Here is a 16869-nt window from a genome sequence, read left to right on the forward strand (position 1 = left end):
GGTATTGCAGATTAAACAGGCTTTTTAGGCATTTTTAATCGTTGCTTAACTTACGCCGTGCTGTACTAGAAATCAACTATTGATTAACTGTTCAAGCTCAAATAGATAATCAATTCTTTTTATTAATCATTTGCACATTCGCAACTGGGTATGAACTTTTGTGTACCTGTTGCCAATCTATAATCGGTGCGCCTTTTAAAATACCAGATAAAGCTACAGAAAGCATTAACCCACCTGTAGCAGCCGCAATTAAAGTAATATTATCGTTCACACAACTCTCTCAATTAATAATTACATTTTTGTTAGTTGACCAATGACCAATCACCAATGACCAATCACCAATGACTATTGCCTATTTTCTCTTCTCAGACGAGGATTGACAAACTCATTCAACCCCTCACCAAGTAGTGATAACCCTACAACTAAGGTTGTCATTGCTAAACCAGGAAAGAGAGTAGTCCACCAAATGCCTGTAGGTAGTGCTTCTAGAGCTTGTTTTAAATCATATCCCCATTCAGGTACTTCTTCAGGTAATCCTAACCCTAAAAATCCTAAACCGCCTAAAACTAATATGGCATCTGCGGCGTTGAGAGTAAAGAGGACGGGGACACTTTGAATCACGTTGAAAAATAAATACCTTGATAAGACTACCCAAGTAGAAGCGCCCATTGCTTGTGCAGCTTCGATGTATACTTCAGTTTTGACGCTGACTGTGTGGTTACGGACTACGCGATAATATTGAGGAATATAGGCTATACTAATGGCGATCGCTGCATTTAAGATTCCTCTCCCCACCACAAAAGCCAATGTTACTGACAGTAGTAATCCTGGCAAAGTATAAATACTATCCATGAGAAATAGCAAGATTTTATCTAATTTTCCCCCTAAATAACCGCTTACCATTCCCAACGGCACACCGACGATCATACTCAGGGAAGTAGCTAAAATTACCACTTGTAACGCCGCTTGCACACCAAACATAGTCCGAGAAAAGACATCATAACCTAAACGACTTGTTCCAAACCAATGTTTAGCCGAAGGTGGTTCATGGATAGGATTTGAGAGAAATTCTTTAGGATTTTGTAACCACCCCCAAGATTGAAAAACAGGTGCAAAAAAGGCTAAGAAGATGAAAAATAAAGTCATACATAACCCAATCAGCATTAATCGCTGGGAGAGGGTCTGATTTTTCGTAAATTTAAACAAATTTGGTAATCGCTTTTTTGTAATCGTCATTGGGAAATTCAGAACTGGGAATATAAACATGAGGCTCTACCTCAAATAAAGTATAGTAGACGCAGCGCCTCCTGTAGTGCATTCCCTCACAGAGCCAGAAAACTCGTACCTTTGCGCCTCTGCGTCTCTGCGTGAAACAAAAATCATAAATTATTTGCAATTTCGACAAAATGGATTTTACCAACAGCAAGCGATCGCTCTCATGGAATAATAGTTTGAAAGCATAAAAGCTCGTAGTGAGGATTTTAGTCCTCAAGTGATATAAATTACATATCTAACTTTGAGCCAAAAGAGATAGAGACATTGAATCAAACATTGCTAAATAACTAATAAATATCATCATTAACTGACTATTAAAAGAGTTTAAAATGACAAATTCAACATCTGATTTATGGGATAAAATCCGTCAACAATTTGATACTTTGCCCTATCCTAATGATCCTCTTGATAAATCTCCGCAAGATGATGTAAATTCACTTTACATTCATAACATAATTACCTCTTATTATCTGAGAAATCAGAAAGTTATAGACACCAAAGACAAAGTAATTTTAGATGCTGGATGTGGTACTGGCTATAAATCTCTGATTTTAGCAAAAGCTAATCCTGGGGCAAAAATTGTTGGTGTTGATATATCCCAGGAGTCTGTTAAACTTGCACGACAGCGTTTAGAATATCATGGTTTTGATAATGCTGAATTTCATGTTTTATCAATATATGATTTAGATAAACTAAATTATCAATTTGATTATATTAATTGTGATGAAGTTCTCTATCTTTTTCCTGATATATCTGTGGCTTTGCAAGCATTGAAGACTGTATTAAAGCCAGAGGGGATTATTCGTACTAACCTACATAGTTCATTTCAGAGATTTGATTATTTTCGCGCTCAAAAACTATTTACAATGATGGGTTTGATGGATAGTAACCCAGAAGATTTAGAAATAGATATTGTTGTAGATTTCATGACGGCTTTGAAGGATAATGTCGATCTCAAAGATAAGACTTGGGATTCATACTCTCAAGGAGAAGCAAGAAAAGAACATATTCTCATGAATTTCTTATTTCAAGGAGATAAGGGTTACACTATTAATGATATGTTTTCTGCTTTAAGGTCGGCTGATTTAGAGTTGATCAAGATGAGAAACTGGCGAGCATGGGACTTGATGAACTTATTCAAAGCACCAGATAATTTACCTGCTTTTCTGGCAATGGGTTTATTAGAGATATCTACAGAAGATAGTTTACATTTATTTGAACTGCTCCACCCTGTGCATAGATTATTAGATTTTTGGTGTGGACATCCCCAAGCAGCACATCTTTTTGTCCCAGTTTCTGAATGGTCTGATTCTGAGTGGGAAAATGCAACGGTACATCTACATCCAGAGTTAAAAACTCCTGACTTCAAAACAGAAGTTATTGCTTGCGTTAGCGAAGGTAAAACTTTTCCTATCCGTAAATATGCTTTCAGTGAAGAAGTGGTTTATGTAGATAGCTCAACGGCTCTTTGCTTACTACTCTTGTTTGAGAAACCTCTATCAATGATGTCTCTAGTTGAATACTGGCAAGCATTTAGACCTATTGATCCTTGTACAGGACAACTTATAGACAAATTGAAAGTTTTTCACTTATTACAAAAGCTGCTTTTAGTCTTGCACGATTTTGATTATATTATGCTTGATTCTAGTTCGTAGTGTGCGATTTATCGCACAAGCTAGAGATGATATGAGGAAGACTAAAGTCCTCACTACTAAGCTTCCAGGTTCGTAGTGTGCGATTTATCGCACAAGCTAGAGATGATATGAGGAGGACTAAAGTCCTCACTACTAAGCTTCCAGGTTCGTAGTGTGCGATTTATCGCACAAGCTAGAGGAGATATGAGGAGGACTAAAGTCCTCACTACCAAGCTTCCATATTCGTAGTGTGCGATTTATCGCACAAGCTAGAGATGATATGAGAAGGACTAAAGTCCTTACTACCAAGCTTCCAGGTAAAAGTCTCTCTACACAAAGGTTTTAGCCTATTAAGATAGATGATAAAAAAATATTTTTCGTGGGGTGATATGAAACTGATCAGATGTGGGTAAGTTATTTGCATAGAGAAACAAACAACACACCACCCCAAGGAAAACTACTATGAAAACTGAACTAAAAGCTAAATTCATCCAACACATCCTCGGCAAAAAGAAAGACAACGAAGGTTTCACCCTCATTGAATTGTTAGTTGTAATCATCATCATCGGTATTCTATCCGCTATCGCTCTACCTTCCTTCTTGAACCAAGCTGCAAAAGCTAAACAATCAGAAGCGAAAACCTACGTTGGTTCAGTTAACAGAGCGCAACAAGGTTATCGGATTGAGCAACCTACATTTGCAACTGATCTCACAGCGTTACAAATTGGGATTCCTACCCAAACTCCTAACTACGTTTATGGAATTCCCACAGGCACCGACCTCACATCAACCACATTTACTGCTACTCCAGTAGATCCAGCCTCATTGAAGGGTCTAGCTGGTGGTGTGATGATCTTGACTTCAGGTCAAACCACTGCCTTAGGTTGTATTGAAAAAGCCGTCACTCCTGGCACCGCTACACCTGCAAGCGTGGCCTTCAATACTACTTCGGGTATTACATGTGGTAGTACCAGTGAAGAATTGAAGTAGGCTGTTTCTTTGTCCTCTTCAGTTTTAGATTTATAGAGATAGTTAGATAGACTTGTTCTACCTGGCTGTCTCTTATTTATTTTAGGGGGTTTAGATTAGTTATGAGTTTGGATGCTTCTAACACAACCAATTTGCAGCAGCAAATTAAAAACTATCTTTGTCTGGGTGATTATCCCCAGTTAGAAAATATTTGTGAGCAAGCAATTAATGCTAACCCATCCGAGACATCTAATTACTGGTATTTAGGATTGGCATTATTGCTTCAAGGACAAGAAGCAGATGCACAGTTCATCTGGATGACACCCATCCTAGAAGCAGAAGATGCTGAACCATACACCGCTGAATTATTATCCATATTATCTGCCGAAGCGGAGCGACAAGCCGATATTCTCAATTATAAAAATGCCTGGTTGATTAGACGGCACATTGATGAAATCATTTTGCCAGATCTAAACAACTTATTGCAAACTGTAAAGCTATCAGTGTTGGCTGGGGAGTTCTCAGAAGAAGATAGTAGCTTACAACAAGTAATTGAAATTTTAGATCAAGGCAACTTAGCCCATGATATTCCACAAAATGTATTATTAGATTTAATCGAAAAAACTTTAGATTGTCAGCCTAGTTCCCCACTAACCATTAAATTTGCGGAAGTTTGTATTCCCTATATTGTTGATTTGCTCTCTTTATCTCAAATATTTATAAACAAAGCTACTGTAATAGATGGATCTGGTCAATATAAGTTAGCCGCAGAAATTGCTCAATTTTGTACAAAGATTTTTCCAGATGATATCAAACTGATGTTACGAGTTGTAGCTTTTCTGGAACTTGCAGGTGGTGATAAAACTCAAGAAGCTATTAACTTAGCAGAAAAATGCCTTGAAAAAGCAACACTGCTACCAGAAAAAATTATTGCCACGCATCATATTCTTGTTAGCCTGATGAAGCCCGGAGGTCAATGGTATAAGGCTCATAAAATTTATCAAGAACACAAAGGTTTTTTAAGTTCTTTATTTAATACACCAGGATCAATATATCTCGATCTTATTTATTGGCTGAAATTGTTACCTATAGGCGCATTTTTATTATATTTTGAGGATCTTCCCCAAACAAATAGACCACTGAGAAATCAGATAGGAAATGTTGGTCAAGCTGGATTACAATCATGTTTTCCAGAACAAGTATCTCGTTATCAAAAACGTAATTCTAGCGTTATTAATCATCAAAAACCTCTAAAAATAGGCTATTTATCTGAGTGTTTTCGCCGACATTCAGTAGGCTGGTTAGCTAGATGGCTATTGAATTATCACGATCAAAATAATTTTGAAATTCATCTTTATTCTTTGCATAAGTCATCAGATGATTATTTGCAACAAGATTTTATTGATAAGTTCGGGGCGAATTTTCACCAATTACCGATAGACATCTCACAAATTTCCGAGCAAATATACAACGATCAAATTGATATTTTAGTTGATTTAGATAGTATTACATCCTTAGTAGGATGTGGTATTTTAGCTCTTAAACCTGCTCCAATCCAGGTAACATGGTTGGGTTATGATGGATCAGGAATGCCGGCAATTGATTACTTTATCGGCGATCCTTATGTGTTGCCTAGTGATGCTCAAGATTACTATACTGAAAAAATTTGGCGTTTACCAGATACCTATATTGCTGTAGATGGTTTTGAAGTATCAACGCCTAATTTGCGTCGGGATGAACTGGATATTCCTAATAATGCAATTATCTATTTTAGCTCTCAAACTGGATTCAAACGCCATCCTGACAATGTGCGATTACAAATGAGAATCCTCAAAGAAGTACCCAATAGTTACTTTTTAATTAAGGGCTTAAATACAGATGAGCAATCAATCAAGACATTTTTTGAGCAAATAGCTGAAGAAGAGGGAGTAAACTCTGATAAATTGCGTTTCTTACCTTCAGCACCATCAGAATTGATTCATAGAGCCAATTTAGCCATATCTGATGTTGTACTGGATACTTATCCTTATAATGGAGCAACAACTACTCTAGAGACTTTATGGATGGGTATTCCCTTAGTTACTCACGTTGGCAAACAATTTGCCGCCCGTAATAGCTACACTATGATGATGAATGTGGGAGTAACTGAAGGGATTACTTGGAGTGAAGATGAGTATGTAGAGTGGGGTATAAGGTTGGGTAAAGATGCAGAATTAAGACAGCAAATATCGTGGAAACTGCGACAATCTAGGACAACATCTCCCCTGTGGAATGGTAAGAAATTTGCACGGGAAATGGAGAATGCTTATCAGCAGATGTGGGAAAAGTACATTGATAGTAAAAAATAAGTAGGTTGGGTTGACGCAAGGAAACCCAACATTTATTGTAGCTTTGATTATAATGAGGTATATTAGGAGAATATTACCATAAAGAAACCTAAACAGGAAATATAATAATTATATTTAACTTAAGTTGCTAGTTAGAGAAATTGTCAGAATCAGGATGTCCAGGATTTAAGGATGTACAGGATGAAAACTGGATTTTATCACCTATTACCAGCCTCAACTAGATAACTAGCGACTTGGGTTATTTATCTGGAATTTGTTGTACAATGAAAATTAAAGTTATTAATGAAAAAAATATGCAAGAAGTCATTCAAGTTCTATTGACACATTTAGAACCATCAAAAGTTTTAAAATTTTGGGCTGCTTGTAATCTTGGTGAAGGTGATTATTTACAGACTAAGGAAAAATTATTTGCTGAAGAAACAGTTGCTAGTTTATATACAAAAATTAAAAAGTATCAGGATACAGTAAATAATCAAATATTAGAGTAAAAATAATCATGTAATTTTGTGAAAGTAACAGAAATAATCACAATATGGAAACACCAACAGTAAATAAAATTTTAGATAAAGTTAAAACATTCATCCAAAAAACCTATCAAGATAATTTAGATCAAGTTATTTTGTTTGGTTCTCGTGCTAGAGGTGATCATCATGCTGATTCTGATGTAGATATTTTAATTGTATTAAAAGAACCGTTTAACTATTCTCAAGAAATCGAAAAAACAAGTGTTTTTATTTCTGAATTATCTTTAGAATTTGATTTGGTTATTTCTCGCGTTTTTGCTGAAACTAAAGATTTTAACTCTAAAAATACTCCTTTTTTTATGAATATTAGAAAAGAGGGAGTGATTTTATGAATGATGAACAGAAATATTTATTAATTAAGGCAGAAAGGAGCTTAAATGCTGCTAGAGATTTGAATAAGCAAAATTATCCTGAATTTGCAGTTTCTAGATGTTATTATAGTATGTTTTATTTAGCAGAAGCTTTGTTATTAAATGAAAATTTATCTTATTCTAGTCATGCTGCTGTGATTTCTGCTGTAGGTAAATACTTAGTAAAAACTAAGAAAATTCCTAGTAAATATCATCGTTATCTCATTGATGCTCAGGATCAAAGAAATAGAGGTGATTATGATGTTAACCCTGATTTAAACAAAGAAGATGCTGATAAATTGATAGTTCAAGCTGAAGAAATACTAAATTTCACCAATCAATATTTAAGTCAACAGATATAAATTATGTTAATCTTTAAATTAGGGGCGATCATTACTATGATGTGATGATAAATACATCATTATAAATGACCACTACTAACAAAGAGGAATTTATATTATGTTAAACATAACACAAGATCAACTACAACAACTGTATGAAATTGACGATTATCTTTGGTTAGAAGAAACCATTAAACTTTTAAAAACCAAAAAATTAGAAAATTTAGACATAGATAATTTAATTGAGGAGCTAGAAAGTTTGGGAAGAAATAATTTAAACAAGGTTAGAAGTCTTTTAAGACAGATTATCATTCATCTTTTATTGCTACAATATTGGCATCAGGAATATGATCGAAATTGTTCCCATTGGGAGGGAGAAATTATCGCTTTTAGATATGATTTAAATCATAATTTAACTACGAGTTTGAAAAACAAGTTAATTTTAGAGTTAGAAGAAATTTATCAACTTTCTCGAAAGTTAGTTAGTAAAAAAACAGGATTATCATCAAACCTATTTCCTGATAATTGTCCCTATTCCTTAGAACAATTATTAGATGATAATTGGTATCCTGAGAAACATTCATGAGGTAGAAAATAATGACCAGTCTTTACGACAAAGATTATGCTTATTGGGCTGAAGAAATGGCTGCAAAATTACAACAAAGACAATTCCATGAATTAGATATTGAAAACTTAGTGGAGGAAATTAAAGATTTGTCCAAACGAGAAAGAGATAAACTTCTTAGTAGTCTGCGTTTAATTATTCATCATTTACTCAACTGGGATTATCAACCGGAAAAACGATCCCGAAGTTGGCAAATAACCATTAAAAGAGAGAGAAATAATATTGCTTTCTATTTAGAAGATAGTCCTAGTTTACAAAAATATCTTGCTGATGATTGGCTCAAAAAAGTTTATCTGAATGCGAGTTTAGATGCTACCAAAGAAACTGATTTAGATTTTCCCTTAAACTGTCCTTATGACATCACAGAAGTTTTAAGCCATGATATTGAACTAAATTAAAGTTGGGAAAGTAAATTTTGGTTTAAATTCTTTGTGTAGTGGATATTGTATTATGAGATTGAAGCTAATTTCTCTTCTACAACCTGTTTATAAAATGCTTCTAAACCGACAACACAGGTTTTGTCATCAAAAACACGGTCTTGATTCTGACTCATTCTTTCTACAATGCTCTTTCGCCATGCTGTATCTAATCCTAATTTAACAGCTATTTCGATATATTCTGCTTCATTTTTAGCAATGGTATCTGTTACTCCTAAAAGTTTCAGGAAACTATCTGTGTGACGACCACGCATAAATTCCCCAGGACAAGTTACTATAGGGATATTACAAGCGATCGCTTCTAGGCTAGTATTACCACCAGACCAGGTAAACGTATCAAGATAAACATCTGATAATAGGTTAATCATCAGATAATCTAACCTTTCTGGTATGGTGAGATGGACACAGTAATCTTCACTATTCAATCCTAAAGCAGCAAAGGCACGTTCTAACCGAGGCTTTAATACAGTACCGCGTAAAAATACAAATTTGGCTTGGGGAATACGACTAGCAATTTCTGCCAATATAAAATCATATTGCGGTAAATATTTAAAAGGTGCTTGACAACATAAATAAAGAACGTCATCATCACTTAAACCATAATCTGAGCGAGATTTAACAACTGGGGGAATAGAAGGTTTAGGATAAGAAACACCAATATTAGGTAAGAGAATTAATTTTTCTGAGTAATGTTCTTGGGGGTTTTCTCCTTCCATTAATTCACTAGATAAAAAATAATCAATAGTTGGTAAACCAGTTGTCACAGGATGTCCCCAAGCTACACATTGCACTGGTGCAAGTCGTAAACCGGCCATTTGCATAGTTGATGGGTCCATACCAATTTCAGGATAAACTAAAATGTGTAATTTATCAGCAACTATTTGTTCACAAACTGCTGGTAAGTTATGAGGAAGATGATAGAAAAAATCACTATCTTCTTTTAATTGTTGAGTCATTCGATCTGGCTGATTACCTGTATAGTAACAGTAGATTTCAAAGTTTTGATGATCACAGTAGCGCAACCACCCAGTTAACCACAGTGTGCCGCTGTAGGTATGTAGGTAATGGGAAACATAGCCAATGCGAATTTTTTCCTGTGGTTGTATTTCTGGCATAGATAAAGGTACAACCCACTGCGGAAAATTAGCTGCCATAATCTCATTTACTAATTTTCCATATTGGCGTTGTAAATCTACATCATTTTGTGCTTGATAAGAAAGATAAAAGTTAGTTAATCTACCTATCCCAGCTAAAGCATTGCTTCGTTCTTCGGCAGTTTTTAAAGATGTTTGCTGAATTAAATTTTGTAGTCCTTGAATATATCTCTGGCGATAAAATGGGATTTCTTCTTGGTTGTCGTAGATAGTCGGGACTGTTAAATATTTAAGTATTTGAAAAGTATAATCATTAGGTAATAATTGACAAGCATTTTCAGCACTGATGATTGCTTCTTGATTATACCCATTTACTCGTAAATCTATAATTAATGAAAAATGCAACCTTGGATTATTGGGGTGATTTTTAATGCCTTCTTTGAGGATACTAAAAGATTTATGTAGCTGGTTCAAATTTCGATAACACTGACTTAAACGCCAATAAATCTCTGCATCTTCTGAGTTAATTTGTATATATTTTGTGTATTGTTCACTCGCATCTTGCCATTGAAGTTCTGAAAATAATCTATTACCCAAATTTAAAATTAATTGAATTAGGGGAATATTACTGAAACTTTCTATCTCATAAGAGGGAACATTCTTGATTTTAAATGCTGTTAATGCTGGCAAATTTTGATGTTTTAGAGTAATTGTTGCATGAATAAAACTGGTTAAATCCTCTCTTTCAAATTCATTTATATCTTCTAGTAGAGAAATTTCACATTCGGCAGTTATATCAAAACTTTCCGCTATGAGTAAATTCATAGCCACGGCTGATAAAAATAAATTGGCTTCTTCTATATTAATGCCATTTATATCTATCAGCAATGTTATCTGATGACTATCAGGATGAGTTACTACAGCTTTAATAGCTTGATCTAATTCTAACAATAGTGATTCTTCTGGTTGTTGCCAATCAGGGAAGATAATAATGTGAATATTCTCTGGAGTTATTTCCAGAAATTCTAATATATTAGATATTTTTGTTTGGTTAGTTGATGTATTTGTTCCCATGTTTAAATTTTTATGATCTTGAGTTTGACAAGGGTTTAATATACGGAGGTCTATTTTATTCACCTGCTTGATATTTAAGTAAGTAGGTAGGCGTTAAAAATTGTCGTTGGAGCAAGGGAACAGGGAACAGGGAACAGGGAACAGGAAGAGAGTTTTGGGCGATTTTACTTTTCTTCACATACCTTTAAATTTTTCTGTTCACCTACTTATATCTACTATGCTATCTGATAGCCATAAACCAGCGTCACGTAAAGCCTGAATTCCTGGAGATATAGTAGGAATAAGTCCACGTTTTTTTGCTAAATTGTGGGAGTAATTGGGCTTGTTGACTTTTGAACAAAACAATAAGAGGGGAAAATTTAATAATAATACGATTAATCAACATTCGCCATTTCCTCCGCCAATTCTTCCGCAGTATATTGCATAAAATCAACTTGATAACGAGATAAAGCATTGATAAATTGTGTACGAGTTAAGCCTGATATTTCTGCTGCTTTATTTTGGGAGATGTTACCTATCTCATACCATTTAACTGCGGCAGCAATTCTCATTTCCTGAATAAATTCTTCAGGATTTTTACGGAGTGAAGAAAATACTGTTTCCGGTAATTGAATGGATACGGTTTTCATAAATTGGGAATAATGGAGAATTTCGCCATACTTTACCTTATTTTACAACAGTTTTCATGTACTTATGGCATATTCTTATTTACCAAGCTATCTATTTGATAACTTTGTAACTTTTCTACAGATAGTTTTGCTAAAGCTATACTATCTTCATTTTTCAAAACGATTCTGCCATAAATGTGTGGTAATAAAGATTCCCATTGCATATTCCCTAACTCAGTTATTAGGGAAATATTGATGCTATCACTAATATCTAAATCTTCTTCCATTAATAAATTCATGGCGATACTAGATATAAACATTGTGGCTTCTTCAGTATCAATATTACTTGTGTTAATTAGTAGAGTAATTTTTTCATTTTCAGGATGATTTGCTAATGATTGAATTACCTGTTGTAACTCCAACCCTAATTCATCTTCCGGTTGTGACCAATCTGGGAATATAATTAAATTAGTTTCCTTGAGATTTAAAGATAATAAAGTTGTACCTATTAAAGCCTTACTAACAGTTTCAGCCATTTTTGTCCAAGAGAACTTTTTAGACTGTGCTAAACCTGCGGTAATTAATGTTTTCCTAATATTCGGTTTCTGAACTTCACACAGAGCATTTACCAATGCTTCCACATCATTATCATTAACATAGATAGCGGCTTCTCCTATGACTTCTGGTATTGAAGCATTAGGACAGGTAATGACTGGACAACCACAAGCTATTGCTTCTAATACAGGCATTCCAAAACCTTCATATTTAGAAGGATAAACTAGTGCCACTGCACCAGAGTAAGCTAGTGCTAGTTCTTCATCACTTAGTTGTAGAAGATGTACAACATTGCCTGATGTATATGCTCTAAACTCTGGTGCTAATTTTCCGCCAATACCAGTACAAATAATATCAAATCCCTGATTACTAGCTAATTTTGAGAAAGCTTGGAAGAACAAAAGACCATTCTTATAACCAGGACCAGTACCAACTAATAAAAAGTATGGTTTATGAATGCCATATTTATATTTAAAGGTTTTAATTTCATCTTCAGAAGCAGGAGAGAAAAGAGGATCTACACCACAATGAGCAACAGTAATTGATTCTAAAGGTATATCAGGAAAACATTTATGTATGTCTTTGGCTGTATTTTCAGAGATAGAAATATAAGCTAATGCGTGTTGTATACCGTGATGTTTCTCACGCCACATTGGTTCATTTAAGTTTCCCCCTAATAATTCAGGAATCATGTCATAAGCCATAAATACTGAAGGGGTTTCAATGGGAGTGGTGTAGTAGGTGGAAATAAATAATTCTGCTGCTTCTTGTTCACATATTTCTTGAAGCATCTGTTTATCAGCTTCGGCATTGTTATAGTGATAGGGAGAAATTGTCCGATAACTAATGCCATTAATTTTAGGTGCTGTATTGGCTCTATCTAGGACTATGATATGATTAGCAAAGTCTGTGTTTGCCCATTGTTCCAGCAGACTGCGCCAAACTCTAGCAATTCCTGTTTGATAGTTTTGGAAAAATACACCATCAATGAGAATAGTTGGTTTCAATAAATTTATATTCTCTGACTGAACTGACTGAAGATTTGTAGTTTGAATCATTGGGATTGAATTATTTGTTGAGTTTAGTATTCTATTTAATTCATTGATTTGTTTTTGTTGTTCTACAAATCGGTAATTTACATAAAAATCTAAAATGTTGACTGGATAAGCAAAATGTTTTGCCAAATCTTCTGATTCTACGGCTATATAATAATCATTAATTCCATCAAAAAATACGTGTTTGTAACCTTTGTCTATTAAAATTTGAGGAATATTATTTTTACAACGAATGTTAGTGTTTGGTTGAGTTGTTTCTATTACTAATACCGTTGGTCTAAATATTTCCCAGTTACCACTTACAATCACATTTTCTTCTAAACCTTCAACATCAATTTTGAGAAAATCAATTTTCTGATTGACGTACTCTTTGCAAATTGACGCTAAAGTTTTTACAGCAACTGTATATTGAGAAACAGCTAAATCTTTTTCTTTGGCTATTTCATAAGCTATTTCTTTATTCAGAGTAGAGTTTCCAGGTTGTCCTACTACTTCAAAAAACTCTAGGTTGCCTTCTGAATTACTTAAAGCAATATTTAAGTTAATATCTCTTGGGCGTTCTTGATGAAATATATTACAGTTCTCTTTTATTGGTTCTATATTTATTCCTGACCATCCACGATCATAAAAAGCTTTGGTTACTGAATCAAAAGTTGGATGTAAAGCTCCGACATCAATATAAAAACCTCGCGTTTTATACTTAAATACGCGATTTAGTAAAACGTCTTCAAAGTTTTGAGCATAGGAAATAAACATAACTTTAGAATTTCTACTACCTTAATTAAATTTTTCTCTTCTTTTTTATTAGAGATAATTGTGTTTCTACTGAAAGTAGTAGACACCTCTAAGGGCGATCGCTCTCCCCCATTCCTTTCTTCATATTCGCCAATACAGTCTGATAATCTTGTCTATCAGGATGTAGTTTAACTAACCTTTCCATGAGGGCGATCGCTCCTTTCGTATCTCCAGATTGTAACCGAATAATAGACAACTTCTCCAGCGCAACTTGATTATTTGGTTCACGCTGCAAAACCAATTCATAACCCTTAACCTGTTTCTGTAATTCAGTCTCAGCAGATTGAACTATTGGTTGCTGTGGTTTTTCCCAAGCCTGTTTGATTGTATTTACCCCTCCAAACAGCATAGAACCACCGAAAGATACAAGCCCAATATATGTAACAATTCTTTTCTTTTGAGCAATCTGCTTACCGCGCTGAACTAAGTAATCATCTCCTGAAATAGCCATATATCAAAAATTGCTGTTGTCTAAATTGCAGCACTCCTCCTAGTCATTAGATTACCCACGCGCACAAAAAAACTATCACTGCTAGTTAAGGAAATGTCTGAATCAGGTGTTTATCGAGTTTCGACTACGCTCAACTACCGCGGAGTCGAGAGGATTTACAGGATGAAAACAGAAATTTACTTACCCATTACCAGGCTCAACCCGATAACTAGCAACTTGAGTTAGGATTTTTACATAGGATTACTATATAAAGAACAGAAGTAGGAAAAAGAGAAATGTATTTTTACCAAGATTTTGTGATTCGGAATTGGCAAGAAAGCGATCGCCTTTTCGCAGCCAAAGTCATTAGTTCTGTATTATTAGAATACGGTTTACCTTGGCAACCAGAAGAAGCAGATAAAGATGTATTAAATATTGAAGAATATTATTTAGCAACTGGTGGTGAGTTTTGGGTAATTGAACACCAAAATCAAATTGTAGGGACTGGAGCATATTATCCCATTAATCGCGGTGAAAAGGCTGTAGAAATTAGGAAAATGTATCTTTTACCAAAAGTGCGCGGTTGCGGATTAGGAAAATTTTTATTACAACAATTGGAAACAGTTATTATTCTCCGTGGATTTGAGCAAATTTGGATTGAAACTGCGAGTATTTTAGCTGAAGCTGTTAAACTTTATGAAAGTAATGGTTATCTACCAACAACAGGGGTAGAAACGGCCAGGTGCGATCGCATTTATGTAAAATATCTATAATGAAAATATTCCAAAATCTCCTCAATCTTTTTCTGAAATCCCATTGTCCTTTGTGTCAACGTCCTACACCCAGGGAACTTTGTCCATACTGCACAAAGCAAATCCAAAGTTGTCAAAAGCAAAATCCTAGTTATTTATGGAAACAGCCATTACCTGTATTTGTGTGGGGAAGTTATGGTGGTGCAGTCAAAAGAGCGATCGCTGCTCTAAAATATGAAAATCAGCCACAAATTGGTTATGTTTTCGGACAATGGTTAGGGGAATCATGGTTATTAAATTCACCTCAAGCACAGCAAAAACTTCTAGTTGTTCCTATTCCCATGCACCCGAAAAAACAAAAACAACGAGGTTTTAATCAAGCAGCATTAATAGCGGAAGGTTTTTGTAATATTACAGGATACAAATTAAAAGTCAATGGTTTAGAACGCATTAAGGAAACTGAAGCATTATTTAGTTTATCCCCAGCCGAAAGACAAGAAAACTTAGTAGATGCTTTTGTCATTGGTAAAGATTTGCGTCGTCGCCCAAATATACCAATATTATTAGTGGATGATATTTATACGACTGGTGCGACTGTCAAAGTGGCTGTGAAGACACTCACAGCACATGAAATTAAAGTCTTGGGTGTAGCTGCTGTTGCCACGACAAACAAAGAAATATAAAGCTATATTAGAAAAGCCTGGGCGACTAGAAGTCGCAGCTACGCAGACGAAACCCACCTGCGTGGGTTTGGAAACCTTAATTTTCTGTTAGTCCGTGAAGACGGACTTTGTTTGTGTAGTAGTGATTTATAATCGCCCGAAACTATTTAAATTTATGAAAAAAACTTTTGCAATGGTTTTTAGACACATTTTAATTATTCCAGCCACATTGCTAACAATGGGCATTTTTATCAAAACAGCTTCAGCACAAAATAACTTATATAGTCCCATTCCTTTAACTAATTTTACAGAAATTTCCGATACCCTCTCAGATCAAGATATTCCCACGGGACAAGGGGGATTTGCGCGTGATTATTCAGTTAAGTTAGAGAAGGGTGATAATTTATCTATTGATTTATCATCGGAAAACTTTGACAGCATTATTACGCTATTAGCTTCCAACGGTTTAACAGTAGCAGAAAATGATGATGGTCCTGATGGTACAAGTAATTCTCTATTATTTACTCGCATTACAGAAACAGGAACGTATATTGTCCGCGTTCGTTCTTTTGGGGAAACTGGGGTAGGTAATTTTAAACTCAAGGTGACAAAACTACAACCTGTGAAGTAGATTTTGCTGAATAGACTATCAATTGTAACGCAGGAAATCACCTATTATTACCATTATTGCGATCGCTCTTATTGTCATTATAATCAAATGATTAAGTCATTTTGAGTATAACAACTTAGGCTATAGGAAACAGAGTAATAGTTGTATCTCCACTTCCAGCAGCTACTACAACTATCCCCACTTTAAGCAACACCGTAATTAGTGTAGGGGCGTTTGTATGGCGGATGCAACCCTAAAACAATATCTGAAGCGGGAACTCCTTTTTCAACTAACTTTTGACCAATATCAGCTTCAGTCATATTATGTTGAATCCAGATTTTGCCGTCTTTAATATCTAAATGAATATAACAGGCATAAATACGATTTAGTCCTTGCCAGCCAAGATCGAGAATTTGATAATGATCATGTTCTGTATCAAAAATGAGTTGACATTCAATATTTGGCTCATTTGTGGTGGCGTGAGAAATTAGTAATTCCCGGACAATTTGCCGATATTTAGCTAGTTTTTCCATTCGCTCATTGATTTTGATTAGGGTTTTGCTCAGGTTTTATTATTTGTTGAATTGCTTGAGCGATCGCTGTATATTGTTGAGATGTGAGACTACCACGATAAGCCACAATACGGGAAACATCAATTGCACGCACTTGATCTAATAGAGCAATTGACGGTGATTTTAATCCAGCCACACCAGCCGAAAATTGCATATATA

20 protein-coding genes are annotated in these 16869 nt (G+C 34.9%); 11 read left to right on the plus strand and 9 right to left on the minus strand.

Annotation, left to right across the window (positions count from 1 at the left end; all coding sequences use genetic code 11):
• Positions 1-109: 109 nt before the first annotated feature.
• On the minus strand, positions 110-271 hold the full coding sequence (locus FJR04_RS23490) for a hypothetical protein (protein WP_168499405.1): 162 nt from the start codon (positions 269-271) through the stop codon (positions 110-112).
• A gap of 74 nt (positions 272-345) precedes the next feature.
• Positions 346-1236 carry an ABC transporter permease gene (locus FJR04_RS23495; RefSeq protein WP_168499407.1) on the minus strand — a complete coding sequence of 297 codons (891 nt, stop codon included), beginning with the start codon at positions 1234-1236 and terminating at the stop codon, positions 346-348.
• A 368-nt stretch (positions 1237-1604) separates the two neighbouring features.
• Here FJR04_RS23495 and FJR04_RS23500 point away from each other — a divergent pair, with 368 nt between their 5' ends.
• The 8 genes from FJR04_RS23500 (at position 1605) to FJR04_RS23535 (ending at position 8464) form a co-directional block, all read left to right on the plus strand.
• Complete coding sequence (locus FJR04_RS23500; protein WP_168499409.1) at positions 1605-2930, plus strand: class I SAM-dependent methyltransferase; 1326 nt, start codon at positions 1605-1607, stop codon at positions 2928-2930.
• A 441-nt stretch (positions 2931-3371) separates the two neighbouring features.
• The gene (locus FJR04_RS23505) at positions 3372-3899 is read left to right on the plus strand and encodes a type IV pilin-like G/H family protein (protein ID WP_168499410.1); all 528 of its coding nucleotides are present in this window, start codon (positions 3372-3374) and stop codon (positions 3897-3899) included.
• Between the two features lie 101 nt (positions 3900-4000).
• The gene (locus FJR04_RS23510) at positions 4001-6226 is read left to right on the plus strand and encodes an O-linked N-acetylglucosamine transferase, SPINDLY family protein (RefSeq protein WP_168499411.1); all 2226 of its coding nucleotides are present in this window, start codon (positions 4001-4003) and stop codon (positions 6224-6226) included.
• Between the two features lie 293 nt (positions 6227-6519).
• Entirely contained in the window at positions 6520-6714 is a 195-nt protein-coding gene (locus FJR04_RS23515; RefSeq protein WP_254445365.1) for a hypothetical protein, read from the plus strand.
• 44 nt (positions 6715-6758) lie between these two features.
• Positions 6759-7082 (plus strand): nucleotidyltransferase domain-containing protein, encoded by a 324-nt coding sequence (locus tag FJR04_RS23520; RefSeq protein WP_168499414.1) that lies wholly within the window; start codon positions 6759-6761, stop codon positions 7080-7082.
• Positions 7079-7462 (plus strand): HEPN domain-containing protein, encoded by a 384-nt coding sequence (locus FJR04_RS23525; protein ID WP_168499416.1) that lies wholly within the window; start codon positions 7079-7081, stop codon positions 7460-7462. Before FJR04_RS23520 ends, FJR04_RS23525 begins: the two co-directional genes overlap by 4 nt.
• Before the next feature lie 97 nt (positions 7463-7559).
• Positions 7560-8027, plus strand: a complete 468-nt coding sequence (locus tag FJR04_RS23530) for a DUF29 domain-containing protein (RefSeq protein ID WP_168499418.1) — start codon at positions 7560-7562, stop codon at positions 8025-8027.
• 11 nt (positions 8028-8038) lie between these two features.
• The gene (locus tag FJR04_RS23535) at positions 8039-8464 is read left to right on the plus strand and encodes a DUF29 domain-containing protein (protein ID WP_168499420.1); all 426 of its coding nucleotides are present in this window, start codon (positions 8039-8041) and stop codon (positions 8462-8464) included.
• 50 nt (positions 8465-8514) lie between these two features.
• On the opposite strand, the gene FJR04_RS23540 is transcribed toward FJR04_RS23535, so the two are convergent.
• The 5 genes from FJR04_RS23540 to FJR04_RS23560 all read right to left on the minus strand — a co-directional run bounded on the left by FJR04_RS23540 (position 8515) and on the right by FJR04_RS23560 (position 14135).
• Positions 8515-10671, minus strand: a complete 2157-nt coding sequence (locus FJR04_RS23540; RefSeq protein WP_254445366.1) for a glycosyl transferase family 1 — start codon at positions 10669-10671, stop codon at positions 8515-8517.
• Positions 10672-10869: 198 nt separating this feature from the next.
• A complete protein-coding gene (locus tag FJR04_RS23545) occupies positions 10870-11016 on the minus strand; it encodes a DUF3368 domain-containing protein (RefSeq protein ID WP_254445368.1) in 147 nt (48 codons plus the stop codon).
• 29 nt (positions 11017-11045) lie between these two features.
• Entirely contained in the window at positions 11046-11300 is a 255-nt protein-coding gene (locus FJR04_RS23550) for a UPF0175 family protein (protein WP_168499422.1), read from the minus strand.
• A 62-nt stretch (positions 11301-11362) separates the two neighbouring features.
• The gene (locus FJR04_RS23555) at positions 11363-13645 is read right to left on the minus strand and encodes an FkbM family methyltransferase (protein ID WP_254445370.1); all 2283 of its coding nucleotides are present in this window, start codon (positions 13643-13645) and stop codon (positions 11363-11365) included.
• A gap of 88 nt (positions 13646-13733) precedes the next feature.
• Positions 13734-14135, minus strand: coding sequence for a M48 family metallopeptidase (locus FJR04_RS23560; protein WP_168499424.1), 402 nt, complete (start codon positions 14133-14135; stop codon positions 13734-13736).
• 275 nt (positions 14136-14410) lie between these two features.
• Here FJR04_RS23560 and FJR04_RS23565 point away from each other — a divergent pair, with 275 nt between their 5' ends.
• The 3 genes from FJR04_RS23565 (at position 14411) to FJR04_RS23575 (ending at position 16159) form a co-directional block, all read left to right on the plus strand.
• Positions 14411-14887, plus strand: coding sequence for a GNAT family N-acetyltransferase (locus tag FJR04_RS23565; protein WP_168499426.1), 477 nt, complete (start codon positions 14411-14413; stop codon positions 14885-14887).
• The gene (locus tag FJR04_RS23570; RefSeq protein WP_168499428.1) at positions 14887-15549 is read left to right on the plus strand and encodes a ComF family protein; all 663 of its coding nucleotides are present in this window, start codon (positions 14887-14889) and stop codon (positions 15547-15549) included. The genes FJR04_RS23565 and FJR04_RS23570 overlap by 1 nt, the downstream gene beginning before the upstream one ends.
• 154 nt (positions 15550-15703) lie before the next feature.
• Positions 15704-16159 carry a PPC domain-containing protein gene (locus FJR04_RS23575; RefSeq protein WP_168499430.1) on the plus strand — a complete coding sequence of 152 codons (456 nt, stop codon included), beginning with the start codon at positions 15704-15706 and terminating at the stop codon, positions 16157-16159.
• Between the two features lie 182 nt (positions 16160-16341).
• Here FJR04_RS23575 and FJR04_RS23580 read toward each other — a convergent pair whose 3' ends face one another.
• Positions 16342-16671, minus strand: a complete 330-nt coding sequence (locus tag FJR04_RS23580; RefSeq protein WP_168499432.1) for a XisI protein — start codon at positions 16669-16671, stop codon at positions 16342-16344.
• Positions 16672-16675: 4 nt separating this feature from the next.
• Positions 16676-16869: type II toxin-antitoxin system PemK/MazF family toxin (locus FJR04_RS23585; protein ID WP_168499434.1), on the minus strand; the 194-nt coding region annotated here is incomplete at its 5' end.

Source organism: Anabaena sp. UHCC 0204 (assembly GCF_009711975.1).
Lineage (GTDB): Bacteria > Cyanobacteriota > Cyanobacteriia > Cyanobacteriales > Nostocaceae > Dolichospermum.

What these genes read in the sequence shown, in the direction of transcription:
- FJR04_RS23495 (WP_168499407.1), bottom strand. Translation starts at nt 1,236, where the DNA reads ATGACGATTACAAAAAAGCGATTACCAAATTTGTTTAAATTTACGAAA.
- FJR04_RS23500 (WP_168499409.1), top strand. Translation starts at nt 1,605, where the DNA reads ATGACAAATTCAACATCTGATTTATGGGATAAAATCCGTCAACAATTT.
- FJR04_RS23505 (WP_168499410.1), top strand. Translation starts at nt 3,372, where the DNA reads ATGAAAACTGAACTAAAAGCTAAATTCATCCAACACATCCTCGGCAAA.
- FJR04_RS23510 (WP_168499411.1), top strand. Translation starts at nt 4,001, where the DNA reads ATGAGTTTGGATGCTTCTAACACAACCAATTTGCAGCAGCAAATTAAA.
- FJR04_RS23515 (WP_254445365.1), top strand. Translation starts at nt 6,520, where the DNA reads ATGCAAGAAGTCATTCAAGTTCTATTGACACATTTAGAACCATCAAAA.
- FJR04_RS23520 (WP_168499414.1), top strand. Translation starts at nt 6,759, where the DNA reads ATGGAAACACCAACAGTAAATAAAATTTTAGATAAAGTTAAAACATTC.
- FJR04_RS23525 (WP_168499416.1), top strand. Translation starts at nt 7,079, where the DNA reads ATGAATGATGAACAGAAATATTTATTAATTAAGGCAGAAAGGAGCTTA.
- FJR04_RS23530 (WP_168499418.1), top strand. Translation starts at nt 7,560, where the DNA reads ATGTTAAACATAACACAAGATCAACTACAACAACTGTATGAAATTGAC.
- FJR04_RS23535 (WP_168499420.1), top strand. Translation starts at nt 8,039, where the DNA reads ATGACCAGTCTTTACGACAAAGATTATGCTTATTGGGCTGAAGAAATG.
- FJR04_RS23540 (WP_254445366.1), bottom strand. Translation starts at nt 10,671, where the DNA reads ATGGGAACAAATACATCAACTAACCAAACAAAAATATCTAATATATTA.
- FJR04_RS23550 (WP_168499422.1), bottom strand. Translation starts at nt 11,300, where the DNA reads ATGAAAACCGTATCCATTCAATTACCGGAAACAGTATTTTCTTCACTC.
- FJR04_RS23555 (WP_254445370.1), bottom strand. Translation starts at nt 13,645, where the DNA reads ATGTTTATTTCCTATGCTCAAAACTTTGAAGACGTTTTACTAAATCGC.
- FJR04_RS23560 (WP_168499424.1), bottom strand. Translation starts at nt 14,135, where the DNA reads ATGGCTATTTCAGGAGATGATTACTTAGTTCAGCGCGGTAAGCAGATT.
- FJR04_RS23565 (WP_168499426.1), top strand. Translation starts at nt 14,411, where the DNA reads ATGTATTTTTACCAAGATTTTGTGATTCGGAATTGGCAAGAAAGCGAT.
- FJR04_RS23570 (WP_168499428.1), top strand. Translation starts at nt 14,887, where the DNA reads ATGAAAATATTCCAAAATCTCCTCAATCTTTTTCTGAAATCCCATTGT.
- FJR04_RS23575 (WP_168499430.1), top strand. Translation starts at nt 15,704, where the DNA reads ATGAAAAAAACTTTTGCAATGGTTTTTAGACACATTTTAATTATTCCA.
- FJR04_RS23580 (WP_168499432.1), bottom strand. Translation starts at nt 16,671, where the DNA reads ATGGAAAAACTAGCTAAATATCGGCAAATTGTCCGGGAATTACTAATT.